The organism is Streptococcus sp. UMB0029, assembly GCF_002871495.1.
Lineage (GTDB): Bacteria > Bacillota > Bacilli > Lactobacillales > Streptococcaceae > Streptococcus.
The window spans coordinates 1-22,170 of the sequence record NZ_PNGD01000018.1 but is presented as its reverse complement, the minus strand read 5'-3'; the positions used below and the strand labels follow the sequence as shown (position 1 = coordinate 22,170).

Genomic DNA, 22,170 nt, shown 5'->3' with positions numbered 1-22,170 from the left:
ACTCTTCGAAAATCAAATTCAAACCGCGTCAACGTCGCCTTGCCGTACTCAAGTACAGCCTGCGGCTAGTTTCCTAGTTTGCTCTTTGATTTTCATTGAGTCTAGGTTGGCTTGTGCATAAGCCTGCCAGATTTTTTGTTGGGGTTTGGCAAGTGGGTAATTCTTAAACTCTTCTGGTGAAAGCCAGCGAATCTCCCTATCTGAAAAATCATGGAAGTCATTCACCTGACCTGCTACAATTTGAACATGCCATTTACGATGACTAAAGACATGATTGACAGTCTCAAAACAACCATCAAGCCAATCAACTTCTAGGTCATAGTCCTGCTGGAAACTCTCTTCTGGGCTGGGGCCAAAATTGACACTTTCTTCTGCAACCTGATGAAAGAGGTCAAACTGCTCTTCTTGCGGAAACTCATCTACTTCTATCAAGGGAAAATGCCAAAAGCCTGCCAACAACTTTTCACTCTCATTTTTTTCAAGAAGAAATTGTCCCTGAGAATTTTTCACAACTAAGGCTTTAAGATAAATTGGGACAGGCTTTTTCTTAGGCGCCTTAATTGGATAACGGTCCATTGTGCCATTCTGATACGCCGCACTAAAGTCCTTGACTGGGCTCTCTTCTGGCCTAGGATTTACAGGAGCCTCAATATCAGACCCTAAGTCCATCAAAGCTTGATTAAAGTCGCCCGGACGATCTGGATCAATCAAGATTTCCATCATTGCCTGAAAAATTTTGCGATTACTTGGAATGCCAATATCATGGTTGACTTCAAACAGACGCGCCAAAACTCGCATGACATTACCATCTACAGCTGGCTCAGGCAAGTTAAAAGCAATACTGGAAATGGCTCCTGCAGTGTAAGGTCCAATTCCCTTCAAACTGGAAATTCCTTCATAGGTATTTGGAAATTTGCCACCAAAGTCAGCCATAATCTGCTGAGCAGCAGCCTGCATATTGCGTACTCGAGAATAATATCCCAGTCCCTCCCAAGCCTTCAACAAACGCTCTTCAGGGGCAGTTGCCAAACTTTCCACTGTTGGAAACCAGTCCAAGAATCGTTCATAATAAGGAATAACTGTATCCACCCTAGTCTGCTGGAGCATAATTTCAGAGACCCAGATATGATAAGGATTTTTACTTCTACGCCATGGTAAATCTCTTTTGTTTTCATCATACCAGTTGAGAAGTTTCTCACGGAAAGAAATAATCTTCTCCTCTGGCCACATGACGATACCGTATTCTTTCAAATCTAACATATCTCTAGTATAACACAGAAGATTCTAACTGTCCTTTTCCTAGTATTAATACTCTTCGAAAATCTCTTCAGACCACGTCAACGTCGCCTTACCGTATATATGTGACTGACTTCATCAGTCCTATCTACAACCTCAAAACAGTGTTTTGAGCAGACTGCGGCTAGTTTCCTAATTTGCTCTTTGATTTTCATTGAGTATAAAAAGCCTCTTCCCAAAGGAAAGAGGACTAAATCTTATTGATGAACAGCTTGGGCTGCTGTGATAAGGGTCAACTTGTAAACATCATCTGCATTACAGCCACGAGAAAGGTCGTTAACTGGCTTGTTCAAACCTTGTAAAACAGGTCCTACAGCCGCAAACCCACCGAGACGTTCTGCCATCTTGTAACCGATATTTCCTGCCTCGATACCTGGGAAGATGAAGACATTTGCTTGACCAGCCACCGTACTTCCAGGAGCTTTCAGAGCTGCAGTTTCTGGAACAAAGGCCGCATCAAATTGCAACTCACCATCGATTTCAAGGTCAGGGCGCAAGTCGTGAGCAATTTTAGTTGCTTCAACAACCTTATCAACACTTTCTCCAAATCCTGAACCTTTAGTAGAATAGCTTAGCATAGCAATTTTAGGCTCGATTCCAAACATCTTAGCTGTAATTGCTGAGTTGATGGCAATTTCAGCCAAAGCTTCTGCATCAGGATTGATATTTATAGCACAGTCACCAAATAGGTAACGTTCCGTACCACGAACCATGAGGAAGGCACCTGAAGTACGAGTCACATTTGGGCGAGTTTTGATGATTTGTAGGGCTGGGCGAACTGTTGAAGCAGTTGAGTGAATCGCACCTGATACCATTCCATCAACCAAGCCCAAGTAAACTAACATAACACCAAAGTAGTTGACGTCTTCAACCAAAACCTTGCGTGCATCTTCTTCAGACATTTTGCCCTTGCGACGCTCCACTAAAGCAGCAACCATTTCTTCAAATTTATCGTAGTGTTGAGGGTCAATGACTTCATAACCGTCCTCAATACCTTCGATTTCAAGATAAATTTTAATTTTTTCAGGATTTCCAAGCAAAACAGGAATCACTTCTGTTTCTTTTACCAAGCGTTTAGTTGCTTGAAGAATACGAGGCTCTTCCCCTTCAGGGAGAACGATACGAGCATTTTTACCAACAAGGTTGGCTTTGAGACTTTCAAAAACTTCCATGAGTTTTCTCCTTTAAAAATAATAAATTATACTCTGATTTAGTTTTTATAGAGTATTAGTTGATAACTGAGTAATAAGATTACTAAAATCATCCGGCAAGGGACTTTCTAACTGCAAGTCTTGCTCTAAAAATGGATGATAGAAGGATAGGTAATGGCAATGCAGAGCCTGCCGTTGGATGCCGTCGTCCAGACTACCTCCATACAAGTCATCACCTAACAAAGGAAAACCAATATGAGAAAAGTGGACTCGGATTTGGTGGGTACGTCCAGTATGCAGGCGAATATCGACCAGGTGAATATTCCCATAAGATGCTACAATCTTATATGATGTATGGGCATACTTTCCACCTTTAGCTACTCTTCTAGTGATAATGGAGTCTTCATCACGCGCAATCGGTGCAATAATTTCTCCCTCTGGCTCCAAGTGTCCATCACCTTTAACCAAAGCAAAGTAGCACTTCTCAATAGACTTTTTCTGCAACTGCTTGTCTAATCGTGCATGAGCATAGCCATGTTTGGCAAAAAGCATCAAGCCAGAAGTGTCCCTATCAAGTCGGGTCACAATGTGAACCTGCTGATTTTCATAATTTTGCTTGACATAGTAACCCTTAATAAAATTAGCAATGGTATTGGAGTGGTTGACACTAGGAATAGAAGCCACTCCATAGGGTTTATTCAAGACTAGAAAATGGTCATCCTCATAGAGAATATCCAGTGGGCGCTCGATAGCTTCTAGAGTTTCAAAGCCTTCCTCAGCAGGAATATCGATGATAACGCGGTCTCCAATATCCAATAGATACGTCGCATTTTGTGGTTGATCATTGACCAGAATAGCTCCGCCTCGAAACTTAATCTTGGCCAGCAGTCCTTTAGAAACCTCGTGCTTTTTTAAGAAGGTCTTAACCTTGACATGTTCATCTGCGATAAATTCAAACCTCATTCGTCCACCTCGCCGATGAAAGCATCCTTAACACGATTCCAGAAACTGGTATGGCTAGGTGATGCGACAAAATGAATCTTATGATGGTCGATTTGATACTCAATTCTTTCGATATTTCGGAAGGAATAAACGCTATTGTCAACCGAAATAGTATGGTAATCGTTTCTCGTTGGAATGAGTTCGATCTTATCCTTCTTAGGCACAATAATGGAAGAACCCAGCGTTCGATAGACACGATTGTTAAGGCTGGCAATTTCCGTTAATTGCAAAGCTTCAATGGTTGGGTGTAAAACAGCTCCACCAAGTGATTTGTTATAGGCTGTACTACCCGTCGGAGTTGAAACTGTTAGCCCATCTCCACGAAAACGTTCAAAGTGGACACCATTGATTACAATATCTGCTACCATTGTTCGATCCGACCTGCGGATACTGGCTTCGTTGAGTGCTCTAAAAATCTTCACTTCACCATTTCCAAGAAAAACCTTCACATTCAGAACAGGATAAGAGACTCTTGCCCCGGTATCTAGCTGCAAATTAGTCACTAGCTTGTCCAACTCAAAATCACGGTAGTCCGTATAGAAGCCCAAATGTCCAGTGTGAACACCGATAAAGCGTACCTTGTCAAGCTGATTTTCGTACTTATGAAAGGCCGACAAGAGCATGCCATCCCCACCAATGGAAATAACGATATCTGGATTGGTATCATTGAGTATAAACTGATTTCTCTTCAAACGATCTCGCAATTCATACAAAACCCTTTGACTCTGTGGTTTTCTATTAGCTATCAGGTCAATTCGTTTACCTGTATTCTTCATCTGTATCGTCACTGTTTCCTACACCATCATTTAATTTTCTACTCAAAGGATCAAAAAGTGCCTGGGCTTCCTGGATATCATCTCGAATTTTGCCCATTTCTTCATCCAACTGATGAGCAATCTTGGCTGTAATTTCCAATCGCTTCTTAATCTCCTCTGGGAAATCCCCTTGGTATTTGTAGTTGAGAGAATGTTCTATCGTTGCCCAGAAATTCATGGCCAAAGTACGAATTTGAATTTCTGCCAAAATAGTCTTGGCTCCATTGATGGTGTCAACCATATATTCTACTACCACATGATAGGAACGGTAGCCTGAAGCCTTTCGATGAGTAATGTAATCTCGCTCCTGTATAATCCGCATATCCTGACGCTTGCGCAAAATAGCCACAACTTCTTGGACATCATCTACAAACTGGACCATCACACGCAAACCAGCAATATCCTGTAAATCGTGTTCTAAGGTCGCATAAGTAATACCACGTCGAGCCATTTTTTCCTTGATACTTTCAATTGGCTTGACTCGACCAGTCACAAACTCAATCGGAGAATGCTTATTTTGCTTGCGATATTGCTTACGAATACCACGTAGTTTAATCTTTAACTCACCAACAGCTTGAATGTAAGGATCTAGAAATTCTTCCCATTCTAAGGTCATATATTCTCCCTTATTCTCATATTATCCTTCAAAAATATCTTTGATTTTTTCTCCAGATTCATATACAATAAATACAATGCTTATTATACCATAAATCCGCTTTCAACGATAAAGAAAAGGTAAGAAAAATGAAACATTTAGAAATTGAATTGAAAACACTATTGAAAAAAGATGAATATGATCGTCTAAAAGAGCAGTTCAGAGGTGTCACTCCTGTTCTTCAAAAAAATTACTACATCGACACGCCTAATTTTGAACTGCGAGAAAAGAAAGTTGCTATGCGCATTCGAACTTTTGAAGACTGGGCAGAATTGACACTCAAAGTCCCACAAAGTATTGGAAACATGGAATACAATCAAAAATTACAACTAAAAGATGCTGAAAACTATCTGGCTAAGGAAGAACTTCCTCAGGGGCTGGTTCTTGATGAATTGGCTAAATATGGTATCCAAAGTAAGAAATGGCAGGTGCTTGGTTGTCTCACAACGATTCGCTATGAAATGAAAACAGCTATTGGTCTCATGGCACTTGATGAGAGTCAATACTTTGATATGACAGATTACGAATTGGAGCTTGAAGTTGAAAATCACGAGCAAGGCAAACAAGAATTCAAACAATTTTTAGAGGAAAATCAGATTTCCTATCAAAATGCCCCTTCAAAATTGGTTCGATTTGTCAAAAGCATGAAAAATAGCTGAAATAATCTTCATTTTTTGGTAAAATAGAAAAGATAAAAATACTCGAATCCAAGTTAATATATGCAAAACAGAAATGACTTGGCTTCATTCAGTTTACAGAGGACGGTCTATAATGTCAGATAGAAAAAACATGAAACTTTTCGCACTCAACTCTAACCAAGAGATTGCACAAAAAATTGCGGATGCTGTCGGTATTCCACTTGGAAAACTGTCATCACGTCAATTTTCTGATGGAGAGATCCAAGTTAATATCGAAGAAAGTGTCCGTGGTTATGATGTCTACATCATCCAATCTACAAGTTTCCCTGTTAACAACCACCTAATGGAATTATTAATTATGGTTGATGCTTGTGTGCGTGCAAGTGCCCACAGTATCAACGTTGTCCTTCCGTATTTTGGCTATGCACGCCAAGATAGAATTGCATCATCTAGAGAACCACTAACAGCTAAACTAGTTGCTAACATGCTGGTTAAAGCTGGTGTAGATCGTGTCCTTACCCTCGACCTACATGCAGTTCAAGTACAAGGTTTCTTTGATATTCCTGTAGATAATCTTTACACTGTTCCTCTCTTTGCTAAGCACTACTGTGATAAAGGATTAAGAGGTTCAGATGTTGTTGTCGTTAGCCCTAAAAATTCAGGGGTGAAACGTGCTCGTAGCTTGGCTGAATATCTTGATGCTCCTATCGCCATTATCGACTACCCTCAAGACGATGCAACTCGCAACGAAGGCTATATCATTGGCGATGTTGAAGGTAAAAAAGCCATCTTGATTGATGACATTTTAAATACAGGACGTACTTTCTCTGAAGCAGCCAAAATCGTTGAACATGAAGGGGCTACAGAAATTTATGCTGTTTCTAGCCACGGTCTCTTCGTTGAAGGTGCTGCTGAACTTCTTGACAATACTAAGATTAAAGAAATTCTTGTGACTGATTCAGTAGCAACAAAAGAAAAAACTCCTAAAAACGTATGCTACATCACTGCTAGTGAGTTAATTGGTGATGCCATCGTCCGTATCCACGAAAGAAAACCAGTCAGCCCACTCTTTGCCTACAACAAAAAGAAATAAGGTGATTCTTTGATTTATTTGGACAATGCTGCAACGACTCCCATGTCAGCAGTTGCTATTTCAGCTATGACCGAGGTTATGCAAGAAACCTATGGAAATCCTTCTAGTATTCATGGGCATGGTCGTCAAGCTGGCAAACTCTTGCGAGAAGCCCGTCAGGAACTAGCTCAGTTACTGGGGACAAAACCTCAACATATCTTTTTCACTTCTGGTGGGACTGAAGGCAACAATACTGCCATCATTGGCTACTGCCTTCGTCACCAAGAACGAGGAAAACATATTATCACAACTGCCATCGAGCACCATGCTGTCCTTGAAACCATTGATTACTTGGTTCAACACTTTGGTTTTGAAGTAACCATTATCCAGCCAGAAAATCAAGAAATCACCGCCCAGCAAATTCAAAAGGCTTTACGTGATGATACGATTTTGGTTTCTACCATGTTTGCCAATAATGAGACTGGAAACCTACTTCCTATTGCTGAAATTGGCCAAATACTTAAGCAACACCCTGCTGCCTATCATGTCGATGCAGTTCAGACAATCGGTAAAATTCCTATTCATCCAGAAGAATTGGGCATTGATTTTCTCACTGCTTCAGCCCACAAGTTCCATGGTCCTAAGGGAATCGGCTTTCTCTACGCATCAAGCATGGACTTTGATTCCTATCTTCATGGCGGAGACCAAGAACAGAAAAAACGTGCAGGAACTGAAAATCTAGCTGCCATCGTAGGCATGCTTGCAGCCCTAAAAGAAAATTTAGAAAAGCAAGAAGAACATTTTCAACATGTACAAAATCTAGAGACTGCCTTTCTTGCAGATCTGGAGGGAGTTCAGTATTACCTGAATAGAGGAGAACATCATCTTCCTTATGTTCTCAATATTGGATTTCCTGGGCAGAAAAACGACCTCTTACTCCTTCGTCTAGATTTAGCTGGAATTTCAATCTCTACTGGCTCAGCCTGTACTGCAGGCATTGTTCAATCCAGCCATGTTCTTGAAGCTATGTACGGGACAAATTCAGAGCGTCTGAAGGAATCCGTTCGTATCAGTCTCTCTCCAGAAAATACTGTTGAAGACCTACATACCCTCGCAAAAACCTTAAAAGAAATTATCGGAGGTTAGCCATATGGCATTTGAAAAAACCATTCAATTAAAAAATTGTCGTTACGACTACACTCTTAGCCCTTCTGTTAAAAAATTCACCCTCAAAGACAACACCTTTTTTGAGACTAAAATTGGTAATTATGAACTGACTCGCCTTTTGGAAAAAGTGCCAAACAGCGGTGAAGGCTTCCAACTCAAAATCATCATTAACAAGGAACTTACAGGGGCTAAAATCAATATCACTGACAAGTTTGGTCTTCGTCTAGTTGATATTTTCAAATCAGAAGACCACCACATTCACCAGGAAAAATTCTACTTCCTAATGGATAGTCTAGTAGAACGTGGTGTCTTTACAAAATCGGAAAGATAGGTCCCATATGTTTGAACTAACCTATAAGGATAGCTATCATGTAGAGCGGACTCTCAAGTATGAAGATTATGAGACTCTCATGTTGGCTTTGTCAGGCTGTGTAACCCTACCAGATACACTTTATGTGACTTCTTTGACCTATAAGGGACAGGAAGTTTACCAAGGACTGGTCGGATACCTCTACCGTTTTCTATCACAAACGTCATTTTTACATCAAAACTAAGATTTTTCTTAGTTTTTTCTTATTTTTGTTGATTTTTTCACAATGTTTCTATAAAATAGAAGAATAGAAAGGTTGTGATTTTGTGAAAGATAAACAGTCTGCTATTCCAAAAGCTACAGCAAAAAGACTCTCTCTCTACTATCGAATTTTTAAGAGATTTCATGCAGAAAAGATTGAACGTGCCAACTCTAAGCAAATTGCAGAGGCTATCGGTATTGATTCAGCGACAGTTCGTCGTGATTTTTCCTACTTTGGTGAACTAGGTCGTCGTGGTTTTGGCTATGATGTCAAAAAACTGATGACATTTTTTGCCGATTTGCTCAATGATAACTCCATTACCAATGTTATGCTAGTAGGTATTGGAAATATGGGTCATGCCCTTCTCCACTACCGCTTCCACGAGCGTAACAAGATGAAGATTATCATGGCCTTTGATCTAGATGACCATCCTGAGGTCGGGACCCAAACTCCTGATGGGATTCCCATTTACGGAATTTCTCAAATCAAGGATAAAATCAAGAATGCCGATGTCAAAACTGCGATCCTAACTGTTCCCAGCGTCAAGTCACAAGAGGTTGCCAATCTCTTAGTTGATGCTGGCGTGAAAGGAATCCTCAGTTTTTCACCTGTCCATCTACATTTACCAAAAGACGTGGTCGTTCAGTATGTCGATTTGACAAGTGAACTCCAAACCCTCCTCTATTTCATGCGAAAAGAGGATTAGAAAGCGAAAATCATTTTATGAAAAAACCAGTTATTGGGATAACAGGAAACGAAAAAACTCATCCAGATGATAACATCATGATGAGCTACGCAACAAAAGGTTTTGTAGAAGGCGTTAAAGACGCTGGAGGGATTCCCATCATCCTACCGATTGGTGATCAAGAAATGGCTAGCCACTATATCAGTATGATTGACAAGCTCATCTTGACAGGTGGGCAAAATGTTGACCCAAAATTCTATGGCGAACCGAAAACCATTGATAGCGATGACTACCACCTTCAAAGAGATATCTTCGAACTGGCCCTCATCAAGGAAGCTATTAAACAGAAAAAGCCAATTTTTTCTGTCTGCCGTGGAACACAACTCTTTAACGTTGCCATGGGTGGAACTTTGTATCAAGATATCGAAGACCACTGGCAAGATTGTTCGGCTGAGTACACAACTCAACGCTTGGTGACAGAGCCTGATACAGTTCTTCGAGAAATCTATGGAGAAATCTCCCATATCAACTCCTTCCACCACCAGAGTATCAAAGATTTAGCACCTAACTTAAAGATTGCAGCTCATGATCCTAAGGATGGTATCATTGAAGCTGTCATGAGTACGGATGATGTCGCCTTTCTCGGTGTCCAATGGCATCCAGAATTTCTTTTTGAAAATCGTCCCAAAGATAAAAATCTCTTTGACTATGTCGTTAATAAACTTTAAATTAAATCTGTCTTTTCACGATAACTAAAGTAACTGGAGTGAGAGACAATCAAATGGTCTAAGAGGACAATTCCCATCAGATCGCAGGCTTCTTTGACAAGTTTAGTAACATGATCATCATTTCGGCTAGGAGCTACTGCTCCTGAAGGATGATTGTGAACTAAGATTAGAGAGGTCGCCATATGCTTGATGGCATAATGAAGAATCTCTCGCGGTTCAGCGATACTGCGAGTAGCTGAGCCGATAAAAATGGTCTGTTGATGGATGATTTGATTTTGAGTATTGAGATAGAGCGCCACTAGGTGCTCTTGTTTTTTGTCCCCCAATTCCTGTTGCATCTTCTTGGCCAGCTTTTTACTACTGAGAATACTTTCCATCTCAAGGTTCTCGTGTTTGTGAATACGATGGCCCAGTTCAATCATAGCTTGTAATTCTATTGCCTTAACACGGCCGATACCAGACAGACTCTGCAATTCCTGCAGGGTCATTTTTTTCAAATCTGTTAGGCTTGAAAGATTGTTCAAGACTTTCTGGGCAACTTCAAAAACACTAGCTTGACGTGTTCCTGTCCTGAGTAAAATAGCTAGCAATTCTTGATTACTGAGCGCTTCTACTCCTTCCTTGGCCAGTCTTTCTCTTGGTAATAGTGAATCTTCTTGGAATGAAATACTGTACATAAAAATCCTCCTCACTTTATTATTCGTGAGAAGGATGGAAAATTAGATTTTTTTCTCAATTGGGGCTACACTAGCTAAAAGTTTTTTCAAACCTACTTCTGGGAAATTGATTTTTAATTCCTGAGTAGCACCGCTACCTGAAACTTCCAGAACAGTTCCCTCTCCCCATTTCTTGTGGAGAGCAATGTCACCAATGGACCAATTTGTCTCGCTAGACGCTGATTTTGCACCAGCTGAAAATTGACCAAATGGAAGACCGCTTGACTGGATAGATTTTGGGGCAGCACTGCGTTTACGGTCTTGAAGAGCTTGAGCCAGACTCATACCTTGACCGAAGGCGAGACCACCACTGCTATATGATGCCTTAAAGCTTGTATTTGCTGGGCGCGCCAATCCTTGATACTCAAGCAAATCTGAACTGATTTCGTTAATAAAACGAGTTGGACGGTTATAATTGGTACGACCGAAAAGCAAGCGTGAGTTGGCGTTAGTCAGATAGAGAATTTTCTCTGCACGCGTGATACCTACATATGCCAGACGGCGTTCTTCTTCCAATTCATCTTGATCTTCAGCCGCACGGCTAAGCGGAAAGACATTTTCTTCCATCCCAATCAAAAAGACAACTGGAAACTCGAGACCTTTGGCGGCATGCAGGGTCATCAGGGTCACTTCTGATGTCTCCTGACTACCTGAATCTGTGTCCGCAATCAAGGCCAAGTCATTTAAGAAACGGCTGAGCTTATCCAGACCAGTTTCCTCTTCTGGACCATCAGAGGTATCATCAAAGTTTTTCGTCACAGAAAGGAACTCTTCGATATTTTCAACCCGAGCCTTACTTTCCAGAGTTGCTTGGGCATTAAGAATATCAACGTAACCTGTTTTTTCAAGGATAGCCTCAACCAACTCAGTAATACTTAACTGATCCAGCTGCTCTCGCAAATCTAGAATCATATTGGCAAAATCCCAGATAGACTGGGCTGCTTTTCCTTTGATACCAGACAACATGATATTTGCAGAAGCATCTAGCATAGACATGTTTTGCATATTGGCAAAATCACGGATTTTCTCAACAGTACCTGGGCCAATTCCACGTTTAGGCTCATTGATAATACGCTCAAAACTAATATTGTCACTCAAATTGGCAATGAGGTTGAGATAAGCGATAATATCACGAATTTCCTTACGGCTATAGAACTTGGTTCCTCCAACCATTGTATAAGGGATGTTAGACTTGAGCAGGGCTTCCTCAATAGTACGGGACTGGGCATTAGTTCGATAGAGAACTGCAAAATCCTTGTGAAGGAAGTTTTGACTGCGACTAAGCTCATCGATGGTTCTGGCTACAAATACAGCCTCGTCCAGTTCATCATTGGCACGATAGTAAACGATTTGCTCCCCATCAGCGTTTTGAGTCCAGAGATTTTTAGGACGGCGGTTTTTATTGTTTTTAATAACCTCATTGGCTGCTTGGAGAATGGTTTTGGTTGAGCGGTAATTTTCCTCCAACAAGACAACCTTGGCTTGAGGATAATCCTTTTCGAAGTCCAAGATATTCTGCATATCAGCACCACGCCAACCGTAGATAGACTGGTCCGCATCCCCAACCACACAGATATTTTTAAAGCGTGAAGCTAAGAGTTTGACCAGTTGGTACTGGGCATGGTTGGTATCTTGGTACTCATCAACATGGATGTATTGGAATTTTTGCTGGTAATAAGTCAAAACATCAGGATTTTGATCAAAGAGACGCAAGGTCAACATAATCAAATCATCAAAGTCAACCGACTCTGACTGACGAAGCTCTTTTTGGTAAGCCGTGTAACACTGAGCCACGATTTGCGTGTACATATCGCCAGCTTGGGCAGCATAAGCCACATCATCAATCAAATCATTCTTAGCATTGGAAATAGTCCCTAAGATGCTCCGTTCATTCCATTTTTTAGGATCCAGGTTCAACTGCTTGAGAATGCGTTTCATGAGAGTTCGCTGTTCACCAGGATCTACAATAGTGAAATTTCGGTTGTAGCCAATATGGTCCGCATCACGACGCAGGATACGAACACACATGGAGTGAAAAGTCGCAATCAAACAGTCCTGAGTGGCTGGATTGAGTCCGTAAGCACGTTCCTTCATCTCACGCGCAGCCTTGTTAGTAAAGGTAATGGCCAGGATATTCCATGGATTGACCAGCTTTTCATCAATCAGATAAGCAATGCGGTGGGTCAAAACTCGGGTCTTTCCAGAACCAGCCCCCGCCATGATTAACAAGGGCCCTTCTGTCGTTTGCACCGCCTCAGACTGACGGTCATTCATTCCATTTAATAATGCGTTCATCTTCTCTTCCTTACTCTTGAAGTCACTATTTCTATTATATCAGAATTCGGAGAAAATAGAAACTTTATAGAGAATAGACAAATAGCAAAATCCCATCGGAATATAGATGGGACTTCTTACAATACTTAACATGATTATCTAGTTGAATTATTTAAATCATAAAGAATCTCTAGTAAAGGTGTAGTATTCCAAGTATAAAAATAGTTATTTTTTTCCTCAATCCATCTACTAAAGTAATTTGGAAATTCACTTTTGAACTTACTTTCCAATTCATCAATCGTTTTAATACCTAATTGTTCACAATAATTGACAATTTTAGAAATTCTATCATCTTTAAATTTTCCACCAGGATACCTAATTGCTATCTTATGTTGATCATAATTTTCTTCAATAAAATTGATATAAGATTCACTTTCTAATAAGGCTGAAATACTTATAGAATCAATTTTTATACTTTTAGAATTCTCTTTGAATCCTTCTTCAACTCTATTAGTATATTCCTTTTCATATCGTTTAATTTCCATGAATTCCTCGTCAGCTAACTCAATTAAACCAGCTAACCTTGAAAATCTTCTTCTAATTTTTTCAGGAACATCCTGATCAGATTTATATCCAAAGTCATGTTCTATCTCCGCCCAAGCATGCTGCAAAATAGTCCTTATCTGAACTTCAAATTTTAATTCTTTATAATTAATATTTTCAGTTAATTCTGCTCTACTTCCTCCTAATTTTAAAATATAGTGTAAAGATACATAGCCAAATTTAGTAGGATCTTGAGTTTTTCGTTTATCAATAGAATTGTCCTGATCTAAATCAAATTCTTCTTCAAGTAAAGAAGCAATTTTATCTACATCGTCCGAAAAATATGTGATAATTCTAATTCCACAAATATCCGTTATTTCTGACAAACTGGAATATTTATAGTCTTTAGTTTCAATTTTTTTGCTTAAACTTTCTTTATCTTTAATCCTTCCTTTAATTTCATGAATTTGTATTTTTTCATTTTCCATAAGACTTTTAATTGTGGCTTCAATATATTCTAAAAGTCTCTCGTAATTATTTTTAGTTGAATCAAATTGTGACAATATTTCTTCCAAATTTTTTTCCATAATTCTATATCTCTCAATATACTAGAACAAACCTAATACTGTTCCGTCACTTTCAACATCCATGTTGAGGGCTGCTGGTCGTTTTGGAAGTCCTGGCATAGTCATGACATCGCCAGTTAAGGCAACGATGAAGCCTGCACCTAATTTTGGTACCAATTCACGAATGGTAATTTCAAAGTTTTCTGGCGCTCCAAGGGCATTTGGATTGTCTGAGAAACTATACTGAGTTTTAGCCATACAGATTGGCAATTTATCCCAACCATTTTGAACGATTTGAGCGATCTGTGTCTGAGCTTTCTTCTCAAAGTTCACTTTGCTACCACGGTAGATTTCAGTAACAATCTTTTCAATCTTTTCTTGGACAGAAAGGTCATTGTCATACAAACGTCTATAGTTAGATGGGTTTTCAGTGATAGTCTTGACAACCGTTTCAGCAAGGGCTACTCCACCTTCTGCGCCATCAGCCCAGACACTAGCCAACTCAACTGGTACATCGATTGAGGCACAAAGTTCTTTCAAGGCTGCAATTTCAGATTCTGTATCAGATACAAATTCGTTAATCGCAACAACTGCTGGAATACCGAACTTACGGATATTTTCAACATGGCGTTTCAAATTGGCAAAACCTGCACGAACTGCCTCTACATTTTCTTCTGTCAAAGCGTCTTTAGCTACACCACCATTCATCTTAAGGGCACGAAGGGTTGCGACGATAACAACTGCATCTGGAGATGTTGGCAAGTTTGGTGTCTTAATATCAAGGAATTTCTCAGCACCAAGGTCTGCACCAAAACCAGCTTCAGTAACTGTGTAATCAGCCAAGTGAAGGGCTGTTGTCGTTGCCAAAACAGAGTTACATCCATGAGCAATATTAGCAAATGGACCACCGTGTACAAAGGCAGGTGTACCGTAAATTGTTTGAACCAGGTTTGGCTTAATCGCATCCTTCAAAATCAAAGCTAAGGCACCTTCAACCTGCAAATCACCTACAGAAACTGGTGTACGGTCATAGCGATAACCGATAACAATATTAGCCAAACGGCGTTTCAAGTCCTCGATGTCTGTTGCCAAACAAAGAATTGCCATGATTTCGGAAGCAACTGTAATGTCAAAGCCATCCTCACGTGGAATTCCGTTAAGAGGACCACCAAGTCCAACGGTTACATGACGAAGAGCGCGATCGTTCAAGTCCACTACACGTTTCCAGAGAATACGGCGTTGGTCAATTCCTAGCTCATTTCCTTGGTGCAAGTGATTATCAATCAAGGCAGAAAGAGCATTGTTGGCAGTTGTAATAGCATGCATGTCTCCAGTAAAGTGGAGGTTGATGTCTTCCATTGGCAGCACTTGGGCGTAACCACCACCAGCAGCACCACCCTTGATACCCATTACTGGACCAAGAGATGGTTCGCGGATAGCAATCATGGTTTTCTTGCCAATCTTATTCAAGGCATCCGCCAGACCAATGGTAATAGTTGATTTTCCTTCACCTGCAGGCGTTGGATTGATGGCAGTAACCAAAATCAATTTCCCAACTGGATTGCTCTCAACTGCACGAATTTTATCAAAGCTGAGTTTAGCCTTGTACTTTCCATACAACTCCAAATCGTCATAAGAAATACCAAGTTTCTCTACAACATCAACGATTGGCTTCAACTCAATACTCTGTGCGATTTCAATATCTGTTTTCATTCAAAACTCCTCTAACCTCTTATATGATAATTCATTATAACACAAAACAAGATTTTTAACATCCTAAAACTCTCTAAACGTTCGTAAATATCCCTGTTTTTAAGGTTTTTAGAGTCCTTTCTTAAATTTTATATGGCTTTATAGTTTGAAACTATAGTAAATCTTCATTTTTACCAAAAATTTATCGCTTTCATTTTACTTACCGTTTATTTTTGTGTACAATAGTGCTATGAAAATTTTAGTTACATCGGGCGGTACCAGTGAAGCTATCGACAGCGTCCGCTCTATCACTAACCATTCTACTGGTCGCTTGGGGAAAATCATCACAGAAACCTTGCTTGCTGCAGGGCATGAAGTTTGTTTAATTACGACAAAACGAGCTGTGAAGCCAGAATCCCATCCCAACCTGACTATTCGAGAAATTAACAATACCAAGGACCTTCTACTGGAAATGCAAGAACGTGTTCAGGATTATCAGGTCTTGATTCACTCAATGGCTGTTTCTGACTACACTCCTGTTTATATGACAGGGCTTGAGGAAGTTCAGGCTAGCTCCAATCTAGAAGAATTTTTAAGCAGGCAAAATCATCAAGCTAAGATTTCTTCAACTGATGAGGTTCAGGTTTTATTCCTTAAAAAGACACCCAAAATCATCTCTCTGGTCAAGGAATGGAATCCTGCTATTCATCTGATTGGTTTCAAACTGCTGGTTGATGTTAACGAAGATCATCTAGTTGAAGTTGCTAGAAAAAGTCTTATCAAAGACCAAGCAGACTTGATTATTGCAAATGACCTGTCTCAAATTTCAGCAGATCAACATCGTGCAATCTTTGTTGAAAAAAATCAGCTTCAAACAGTCCAGACTAAAGAAGAAATTGCAGATCTCCTCCTTGAAAAAATTCAAGGCTATCATTCGTAGAAAGGAAAGCTATGGCAAACATTCTCTTGGCTGTAACGGGGTCAATCGCCTCTTACAAGTCGGCAGATTTAGTCAGTTCTCTAAAAAAACAAGGTCATCATGTCACTGTCTTAATGACTCAGGCTGCTACAGAGTTTATCCAACCATTGACACTACAGGTCTTATCACAGAATCCTGTCCACCTAGATGTCATGAAGGATCCCTATCCTGATCAAGTCAATCATATCGAACTTGGAAAAAAAGCAGATTTATTTATCGTGGCCCCTGCAACAGCTAACACTATTGCAAAACTAGCCTACGGCTTTGCGGACAACATAGTAACTTGTATTGCTCTAGCCTTGCCAAGTCATATTCCCAAACTCATCGCACCTGCTATGAATACAAAGATGTATGAACATCCAGCAACTCAGGCTAATCTGAAAACATTAGAAACCTACGGCTATCAGCTAATTGCTCCTAAGGAATCCCTACTAGCTTGTGGAGACCATGGACGAGGAGCTTTAGCCGACCTCACAATTATTTTAGAAAGAATAAAGGAAACTCTCGATGAAAAAACGATCTAATATTGCGCCCATTGCTATCTTCTTTGCAACCATGCTTGTGATTCATTTTCTAAGCTCACTTATCTTTAACCTTTTTCCATTCCCAATCAAACCGACCATCGTTCATATTCCTGTCATTATTGCCAGCATTATCTACGGTCCACGCGTTGGGGTTACACTTGGATTTTTGATGGGGCTACTTAGCTTGACGGTTAACACAATTACGATTCTGCCAACCAGCTACCTCTTCTCTCCTTTCGTACCAAATGGGAACATCTACTCAGCTATCATTGCCATTGTCCCACGTATTTTGATTGGTTTAACTCCTTACTTAGTCTATAAGCTGATGAAAAATAAGACTGGTCTGATTCTAGCTGGTGCCCTTGGTTCCTTGACAAATACTGTCTTTGTCCTTGGTGGAATTTTCTACCTTTTTGGAAATGTTTTTGATGGTAATATCCAAAAACTCCTAGCAACTGTTATCTCAACAAATTCGATTGCTGAATTAGTCATTTCCGCAGTTCTAACCTTAGCCATTGTTCCACGACTACAGACTTTGAAAAAATAAAAACAATCTCCACTTTCAAACCTGAAGGTGGAGATTTTGTTTGAAGTAGTTCCTTTTTAGTGAAATCTTTACCAATATTTATACTCAATGAACATCAAAGTGCAAACTAGGAGGCAAGCTGCAGGTTGCTCAAAACACTGTTTTAAGGTTGCAAATGGAAGCTGACATGGTTTGAAGAGATTTTCGAAGAATATTAACTTAAAAATGACCTATAAACCCAAGTAAATTCTTGCTTTATTGTCTTGTTTATAGTACCATACTAGTGTATATACAGTTAAAAAGGAGATTCTTATGAACACACGGAAAAAGACACAATTTATGACAATGACTGCCCTCTTAACGGCTATTGCGATTTTGATTCCAATTGTTATGCCTTTCAAGATTGTCATTCCACCTGCTTCTTACACTCTAGGGAGCCACATCGCTATTTTTATCGCTATGTTCTTGTCGCCCTTGATGGCAGTTTTTGTCATCCTAGCCTCTAGTTTTGGATTTTTGATGGCTGGCTATCCTATGGTTATCGTATTTCGAGCTTTTTCCCATATCTTTTTTGGGACTTTGGGAGCTCTTTACCTACAAAAATTCCCCGATACCCTAGATAAACCAAAATCTTCCTGGATTTTCAACTTTGTGTTAGCGCTTGTCCATGCCCTTGCTGAAGTATTAGCCTGTGTCCTTTTTTACGCCACTTCTGGTACTAATGTAGAAAATATGTTTTATGTTCTATTTGTGCTAGTTGGATTTGGCACAATTATCCATAGTATGGTAGACTATACATTAGCACTAGCTGTCTATAAAGTGCTTCGAAAACGCCGTTAAAAGGAAAAGCTATGACAAAAGATCGCAAACAAGCCCTGCTCCAACTCTTGAAAGAAGCTCCTAAAGCCCTCAACGGCCAAAGTTTGGCTGAACATTTTCATGTCACACGTCAGGTCATTGTACAGGATATTGCAATTTTGAGAGCCGATGGCGCTCCTATCCTATCCACCAATCGTGGCTACGTCTATAAGCAAATTGATACTAACCCTTATGTTCATAAACTTTTTAAAGTGAAACATGAAGTTGAAGAAATCGGTCAAGAACTCCTCGCTATCGTAGATAATGGTGGACGTGTTCAAAACACCTTGATTGACCATCCCGTTTATGGAGAAATTGAAACCTTGCTTAAACTTTCTTGCCGCCGAGACGTTCAACATTTTCTAGAACAAGTCGAGCATTCTGATTTTAGACCTTTATCTGAATTAACAGATGGGGTCCATTACCACCTAGTCGAAGCCGAAACACAACAAGACCTCCACTATATCGAGGAGGCCTTGGATCAGCTCGGTTATTTAGTAAAAGACTAGAAAATTTTCTTTTCCAAATCGTCTTCTGTACGGCGAGGGTAGAAAAATTCAGATTTGTCCGGAGCTTCCATCATTTCCATCAAAGGTAACATATCATAGGCCAGATCCAAGTTTGGAATCTGGTCTTTTTGCACCCAAGAAATTTCTCTTTCATCTGAAGAGCGAAGGGTACCAGAGAACTCAGTCGTTTTATAGTCAATTGAACTATAAAAAACCTCCAGATTAGGAACTATGATTGAATTCACTAACCTGGAGGTTTTAGATAATTATTCGACTCTTACAAATTTGCTAGCCATTTTAGCAAGTAAATATACTGATTAAACTTCTTCATCCTCTTTACGACGACGTCCTCCTACAAGACCTAAACTAAGTAAAGCACTTGTAATTGCAACTGGAATAGCTAATGTTGATTTTACTGTACCAGTATTAGGTAATGCTTTCGCTGCGGTCTTAAGCGATTCTAGGTCTCCATTGTTGTGGACGCCTCGAATTGCTGCTTCACCTGCGGTTTTCGCTGCTGCTACTGCATCGGCATCGACTGCTGAAGTAATCTGACCTTCTGCTTCTGTTTTCTTAGTGTCTACTGCGTTTGTTTGCGTTACGCGGTCTGCACTTGTAACACTATTATCAGAGGCGATTTCTGATTTTTCTGCTTTCGCCGCTTCTTCTAGTGCTGCTTTCGCATTAGATTTTACAGTTGCTAAGTTTCCTGGGGTGTGAACACCTTCAATCGCTGTTTTAGCAGTTTCTTTCGCTTGTGCGACTTTATCTGCATCATTTACTGACGCTGCATCGATGGCTTGTTCACCTTGAGTTTTCTTAGTATTAACTTCTTGTACCTTAGCTGTCTTCTCTGTAGTCGTTAAACTTTTATCTCCGTTAATAGCGGTGATCTCTGCTTGAGCAATTCTACCTAATTCAGCTTTGGCATTAGATTTTACAGTTGCTAAGTTTCCTGGGGTGTGGACACCTTCAATCGCTGTTTTAGCAGTTTCTTTCGCTTGTGCGACTTTATCTGCATCATTTACTGACGCTGCATCGATAGCTTGTTCACCTTGAGTTTTCTTAGTATTAACTTCTTGTACCTTAGCTGTCTTCTCTGTAGTCGTTAAACTTTTATCTCCGTTAATAGCGGTAATCTCTGCTTGAGCAATTCTACCTAATTCAGCTTTGGCATTAGATTTTTCTGCACCAAGATCAAATGCTGGTTTAGGTGCTTTTGGAATTACCACAGGATCACTCATATCAGATGCAGTTTCTCTAGTTGTAAAAGTATTGCCATATGCATCTCTAGGAGGTATTCCGCCCTTTGCGATATTTTTAACAGTAATTCGATCATTTTCTCTCAGTGCATTAGTTGGTGTCCACGTTGCCTGTCCATTTGTTGCATTTACTTCAGTTTGCTTTTGCCCATTAAGATAAAATTCTACTTTACTTATAGATGTATTCGCAACTGTTGCTGTAACAACCGGCTTTTTCCCTTCTGCATTTACTAAATCAGCAACACTTACAGTAGGTTTTTTAGGTTTTACGGTTATCGGAATCTTTAATGTTGTTATTTGCGAATTACTATTTTTATTATTTAGTATGTGAACATGTAAATCGTAAGTTCCAATCATATCATTCGGAATTTGACCTACTAATTTCACATTGCTTCCACCATCGAACGGTGCAATACCATCTCTATATTTATTAGTATACTCAATCCTTGGTCCAGTATTAGGGGTTGTAGTAATATTTATATCTCGACTAGAAATCACACTCTTATCGTATCTAACTTTAATAATGACCTTCTTGCCATATCCTAATTCTTCACCAGCAACTAAACTAGATAAATCTGCGCCGTCGGTTTCATATCTGAAATTTGCATTGTTTGGAGCAGCTCGTAGTCCACTACCTTCAGGTAAAGTAATCCCATTCAAGATATGATTATGTCCTGCGATATTCCTATCATTTGGCTCAGTATTTTGGGCTTTCTTCCCTACTGTTTCTTTACCATTTGTTGTATCTAGTTTAGGAGTGTTTTCCTCTAGTGGTTTATGAGTCATTCTCACACGTCTTAAACTACTGTTTTTGTAATTAACTAACTCTTTATATACCGAATTAACTTCCTCTTGATTTTTAGCAATTGTTAATACTTCTTTAGCTTTTGCAACTTTTTCTTTTAATCCCTTTACTGAATCCTCAGTGTATTTTTCTGGTTCTAATTTGTCAATTTCTTTTAAAAGCGTTTCCAATTTGGTTTTATTAGTGAACACTTCCTCGACTTTGTCATCTTTTACAGATTTTTTGATTTCTGCAGTCTGATTAACAAGTGTCACAGCATTCTCTGATACTTCAAACTCTTTTTTATCTTGAACTTTAGAACCAGATCTATCTTCCTTGTTAGAAGCTTTATCTTCAGTCTTAGAGTGAAGTTGACGTACTTGCTCTGTAAGAAATTGAACTCGACTTACTTGACTTGCAATCGCTTCCTCAGAAATATTTTCTCCATTAAGTAAACGGTTATTTTCATCGGTTAATTGAATAAGTTGATTAGATAAACTTACTAAACTTTCCTCGTCTACTTTTGCAATCGCAGCTTGAAGTTCACTAATAGCCTGAACGAGAGGAGACTTATCCACTAGCTTCTGAGCAACTGGTGTTTTATCACCCACTACTTCCTCTTTTGATTTCTCTATAGGATTCTCTTTAGGTGGAACTCCTTCTGTCAGTTCCGTAACACCAGCATTTACCTTTTCAGTATTAGCCGTAACAGGTGATACAGGTAAAGCATCTGCCTTTACCGCACCATTTGCAAAAAACATTAATGCCGCAACTGCAACACTTGCAGCACCAAAATGGTACTTACGAATAGAATAACGGAATACCTTTTCTCCGTTCACTTCTCGATTTGATTTTCTCATCTAATCGCCTCTCTCTTATTTTTATTTTTGAGGTACTAAAAAATACCCCCCCCTTAAATATTTTAGGAATTTAAGGAAAGGATATGCTTTTTTAATTTTGGGTACCACACTTGTTTTAAAAACATAGTACACTTTCTATTTTACATCTTTCTTAGAAAAATTAACAGTATAACCCATATATTTTTTCTAATTTAGCATTTAAGCTAACTTCTCAAAGTAACTTCCACTTGCCTGACCAAAGTGGAAATTAGTCTAAAACGGATTTTTATGGTGGAATTAAGTGTGAGACGTTTGAG

22 protein-coding genes and 1 pseudogene are annotated in these 22,170 nt (G+C 39.6%); 12 read left to right on the top strand and 11 right to left on the bottom strand.

Annotated features, from left to right (window positions below):
• Window positions 1–48: 48 nt before the first annotated feature.
• The 5 genes from mutY to CJ239_RS10945 form a co-directional block, all read right to left on the bottom strand.
• Window positions 49–1,260 (bottom strand): A/G-specific adenine glycosylase, encoded by a 1,212-nt coding sequence (gene mutY / locus CJ239_RS10965; RefSeq protein ID WP_102211585.1) that lies wholly within the window; start codon window positions 1,258–1,260, stop codon window positions 49–51.
• 233 nt (window positions 1,261–1,493) lie between these two features.
• The gene (pta, locus tag CJ239_RS10960; RefSeq protein ID WP_000451571.1) at window positions 1,494–2,468 is read right to left on the bottom strand and encodes a phosphate acetyltransferase; all 975 of its coding nucleotides are present in this window, start codon (window positions 2,466–2,468) and stop codon (window positions 1,494–1,496) included.
• Window positions 2,469–2,513: 45 nt separating this feature from the next.
• A complete protein-coding gene (locus CJ239_RS10955; RefSeq protein WP_102211584.1) occupies window positions 2,514–3,410 on the bottom strand; it encodes an RluA family pseudouridine synthase in 897 nt (298 codons plus the stop codon).
• Window positions 3,407–4,225: an NAD kinase gene (locus CJ239_RS10950; RefSeq protein WP_102211583.1), complete on the bottom strand. Its 819-nt coding sequence runs from the start codon at window positions 4,223–4,225 to the stop codon at window positions 3,407–3,409. The genes CJ239_RS10955 and CJ239_RS10950 overlap by 4 nt, the downstream gene beginning before the upstream one ends.
• Window positions 4,209–4,880, bottom strand: a complete 672-nt coding sequence (locus tag CJ239_RS10945; RefSeq protein ID WP_000171684.1) for a GTP pyrophosphokinase family protein — start codon at window positions 4,878–4,880, stop codon at window positions 4,209–4,211. Before CJ239_RS10945 ends, CJ239_RS10950 begins: the two co-directional genes overlap by 17 nt.
• 128 nt (window positions 4,881–5,008) lie before the next feature.
• On the opposite strand from CJ239_RS10945, the gene CJ239_RS10940 reads away from it, so the two are divergent.
• The 7 genes from CJ239_RS10940 to CJ239_RS10910 all read left to right on the top strand — a co-directional run bounded on the left by CJ239_RS10940 (window position 5,009) and on the right by CJ239_RS10910 (window position 9,781).
• On the top strand, window positions 5,009–5,578 hold the full coding sequence (locus CJ239_RS10940) for a CYTH domain-containing protein (protein ID WP_102211582.1): 570 nt from the start codon (window positions 5,009–5,011) through the stop codon (window positions 5,576–5,578).
• A gap of 112 nt (window positions 5,579–5,690) precedes the next feature.
• Window positions 5,691–6,650 (top strand): ribose-phosphate diphosphokinase, encoded by a 960-nt coding sequence (locus CJ239_RS10935; RefSeq protein ID WP_102211581.1) that lies wholly within the window; start codon window positions 5,691–5,693, stop codon window positions 6,648–6,650.
• A gap of 9 nt (window positions 6,651–6,659) precedes the next feature.
• On the top strand, window positions 6,660–7,775 hold the full coding sequence (locus tag CJ239_RS10930; protein WP_102211580.1) for a cysteine desulfurase family protein: 1,116 nt from the start codon (window positions 6,660–6,662) through the stop codon (window positions 7,773–7,775).
• 4 nt (window positions 7,776–7,779) lie between these two features.
• Window positions 7,780–8,127, top strand: a complete 348-nt coding sequence (locus CJ239_RS10925; protein WP_102211579.1) for a DUF1831 domain-containing protein — start codon at window positions 7,780–7,782, stop codon at window positions 8,125–8,127.
• A 7-nt stretch (window positions 8,128–8,134) separates the two neighbouring features.
• Complete coding sequence (locus CJ239_RS10920; RefSeq protein ID WP_180958278.1) at window positions 8,135–8,350, top strand: DUF4649 family protein; 216 nt, start codon at window positions 8,135–8,137, stop codon at window positions 8,348–8,350.
• Between the two features lie 82 nt (window positions 8,351–8,432).
• Entirely contained in the window at window positions 8,433–9,074 is a 642-nt protein-coding gene (locus CJ239_RS10915; protein ID WP_042900738.1) for a redox-sensing transcriptional repressor Rex, read from the top strand.
• 17 nt (window positions 9,075–9,091) lie between these two features.
• Entirely contained in the window at window positions 9,092–9,781 is a 690-nt protein-coding gene (locus tag CJ239_RS10910; protein WP_102211577.1) for a gamma-glutamyl-gamma-aminobutyrate hydrolase family protein, read from the top strand.
• On the opposite strand, the gene radC is transcribed toward CJ239_RS10910, so the two are convergent.
• The 4 genes from radC to CJ239_RS10890 all read right to left on the bottom strand — a co-directional run bounded on the left by radC (window position 9,778) and on the right by CJ239_RS10890 (window position 15,593).
• On the bottom strand, window positions 9,778–10,458 hold the full coding sequence (gene radC, locus CJ239_RS10905) for a DNA repair protein RadC (RefSeq protein ID WP_102211576.1): 681 nt from the start codon (window positions 10,456–10,458) through the stop codon (window positions 9,778–9,780). The two genes, CJ239_RS10910 and radC, sit on opposite strands and share 4 nt — an antisense overlap.
• 42 nt (window positions 10,459–10,500) lie before the next feature.
• Window positions 10,501–12,792 (bottom strand): DNA helicase PcrA, encoded by a 2,292-nt coding sequence (gene pcrA / locus CJ239_RS10900; protein ID WP_102211575.1) that lies wholly within the window; start codon window positions 12,790–12,792, stop codon window positions 10,501–10,503.
• A 134-nt stretch (window positions 12,793–12,926) separates the two neighbouring features.
• Window positions 12,927–13,901 (bottom strand): GTP pyrophosphokinase family protein, encoded by a 975-nt coding sequence (locus CJ239_RS10895; protein WP_102211574.1) that lies wholly within the window; start codon window positions 13,899–13,901, stop codon window positions 12,927–12,929.
• 21 nt (window positions 13,902–13,922) lie between these two features.
• The gene (locus tag CJ239_RS10890; RefSeq protein WP_102211573.1) at window positions 13,923–15,593 is read right to left on the bottom strand and encodes a formate--tetrahydrofolate ligase; all 1,671 of its coding nucleotides are present in this window, start codon (window positions 15,591–15,593) and stop codon (window positions 13,923–13,925) included.
• A 229-nt stretch (window positions 15,594–15,822) separates the two neighbouring features.
• Here CJ239_RS10890 and coaB point away from each other — a divergent pair, with 229 nt between their 5' ends.
• From coaB to CJ239_RS10865, 5 genes are all read left to right on the top strand, one after another.
• Window positions 15,823–16,512 (top strand): phosphopantothenate--cysteine ligase, encoded by a 690-nt coding sequence (coaB, locus tag CJ239_RS10885; RefSeq protein WP_102211572.1) that lies wholly within the window; start codon window positions 15,823–15,825, stop codon window positions 16,510–16,512.
• Window positions 16,513–16,523: 11 nt separating this feature from the next.
• A complete protein-coding gene (gene coaC, locus CJ239_RS10880; RefSeq protein WP_102211571.1) occupies window positions 16,524–17,075 on the top strand; it encodes a phosphopantothenoylcysteine decarboxylase in 552 nt (183 codons plus the stop codon).
• Window positions 17,059–17,622: an ECF transporter S component gene (locus tag CJ239_RS10875; RefSeq protein ID WP_000747412.1), complete on the top strand. Its 564-nt coding sequence runs from the start codon at window positions 17,059–17,061 to the stop codon at window positions 17,620–17,622. The genes coaC and CJ239_RS10875 overlap by 17 nt, the downstream gene beginning before the upstream one ends.
• A 291-nt stretch (window positions 17,623–17,913) precedes the next feature.
• Window positions 17,914–18,441, top strand: coding sequence for an ECF transporter S component (locus CJ239_RS10870; RefSeq protein ID WP_057487737.1), 528 nt, complete (start codon window positions 17,914–17,916; stop codon window positions 18,439–18,441).
• 11 nt (window positions 18,442–18,452) lie between these two features.
• Window positions 18,453–18,968, top strand: a complete 516-nt coding sequence (locus CJ239_RS10865) for a transcription repressor NadR (RefSeq protein WP_000159186.1) — start codon at window positions 18,453–18,455, stop codon at window positions 18,966–18,968.
• Here the strand turns inward: CJ239_RS10865 and CJ239_RS10860 are convergent.
• Together CJ239_RS10860 and CJ239_RS10855 are read right to left on the bottom strand one after the other, a co-directional pair.
• Window positions 18,965–19,177, bottom strand: a pseudogene (locus CJ239_RS10860) (hypothetical protein); the annotation flags it as partial. The gene CJ239_RS10865 and the pseudogene CJ239_RS10860 overlap by 4 nt on opposite strands.
• A 108-nt stretch (window positions 19,178–19,285) precedes the next feature.
• Entirely contained in the window at window positions 19,286–21,874 is a 2,589-nt protein-coding gene (locus CJ239_RS10855) for a DUF1542 domain-containing protein (protein WP_102211570.1), read from the bottom strand.
• Between the last annotated feature and the right edge of the window lie 296 nt (window positions 21,875–22,170).

Excerpts from the sequence above, each read along its gene's own strand:
- mutY (WP_102211585.1), bottom strand. The coding sequence starts at position 1,260 with ATGTTAGATTTGAAAGAATACGGTATCGTCATGTGGCCAGAGGAGAAG.
- pta (WP_000451571.1), bottom strand. The coding sequence starts at position 2,468 with ATGGAAGTTTTTGAAAGTCTCAAAGCCAACCTTGTTGGTAAAAATGCT.
- CJ239_RS10955 (WP_102211584.1), bottom strand. The coding sequence starts at position 3,410 with ATGAGGTTTGAATTTATCGCAGATGAACATGTCAAGGTTAAGACCTTC.
- CJ239_RS10950 (WP_102211583.1), bottom strand. The coding sequence starts at position 4,225 with ATGAAGAATACAGGTAAACGAATTGACCTGATAGCTAATAGAAAACCA.
- CJ239_RS10945 (WP_000171684.1), bottom strand. The coding sequence starts at position 4,880 with ATGACCTTAGAATGGGAAGAATTTCTAGATCCTTACATTCAAGCTGTT.
- CJ239_RS10940 (WP_102211582.1), top strand. The coding sequence starts at position 5,009 with ATGAAACATTTAGAAATTGAATTGAAAACACTATTGAAAAAAGATGAA.
- CJ239_RS10935 (WP_102211581.1), top strand. The coding sequence starts at position 5,691 with ATGTCAGATAGAAAAAACATGAAACTTTTCGCACTCAACTCTAACCAA.
- CJ239_RS10925 (WP_102211579.1), top strand. The coding sequence starts at position 7,780 with ATGGCATTTGAAAAAACCATTCAATTAAAAAATTGTCGTTACGACTAC.
- CJ239_RS10920 (WP_180958278.1), top strand. The coding sequence starts at position 8,135 with ATGTTTGAACTAACCTATAAGGATAGCTATCATGTAGAGCGGACTCTC.
- CJ239_RS10910 (WP_102211577.1), top strand. The coding sequence starts at position 9,092 with ATGAAAAAACCAGTTATTGGGATAACAGGAAACGAAAAAACTCATCCA.
- radC (WP_102211576.1), bottom strand. The coding sequence starts at position 10,458 with ATGTACAGTATTTCATTCCAAGAAGATTCACTATTACCAAGAGAAAGA.
- pcrA (WP_102211575.1), bottom strand. The coding sequence starts at position 12,792 with ATGAACGCATTATTAAATGGAATGAATGACCGTCAGTCTGAGGCGGTG.
- CJ239_RS10895 (WP_102211574.1), bottom strand. The coding sequence starts at position 13,901 with ATGGAAAAAAATTTGGAAGAAATATTGTCACAATTTGATTCAACTAAA.
- CJ239_RS10890 (WP_102211573.1), bottom strand. The coding sequence starts at position 15,593 with ATGAAAACAGATATTGAAATCGCACAGAGTATTGAGTTGAAGCCAATC.
- coaB (WP_102211572.1), top strand. The coding sequence starts at position 15,823 with ATGAAAATTTTAGTTACATCGGGCGGTACCAGTGAAGCTATCGACAGC.
- coaC (WP_102211571.1), top strand. The coding sequence starts at position 16,524 with ATGGCAAACATTCTCTTGGCTGTAACGGGGTCAATCGCCTCTTACAAG.
- CJ239_RS10875 (WP_000747412.1), top strand. The coding sequence starts at position 17,059 with ATGAAAAAACGATCTAATATTGCGCCCATTGCTATCTTCTTTGCAACC.
- CJ239_RS10870 (WP_057487737.1), top strand. The coding sequence starts at position 17,914 with ATGAACACACGGAAAAAGACACAATTTATGACAATGACTGCCCTCTTA.
- CJ239_RS10865 (WP_000159186.1), top strand. The coding sequence starts at position 18,453 with ATGACAAAAGATCGCAAACAAGCCCTGCTCCAACTCTTGAAAGAAGCT.
- CJ239_RS10855 (WP_102211570.1), bottom strand. The coding sequence starts at position 21,874 with ATGAGAAAATCAAATCGAGAAGTGAACGGAGAAAAGGTATTCCGTTAT.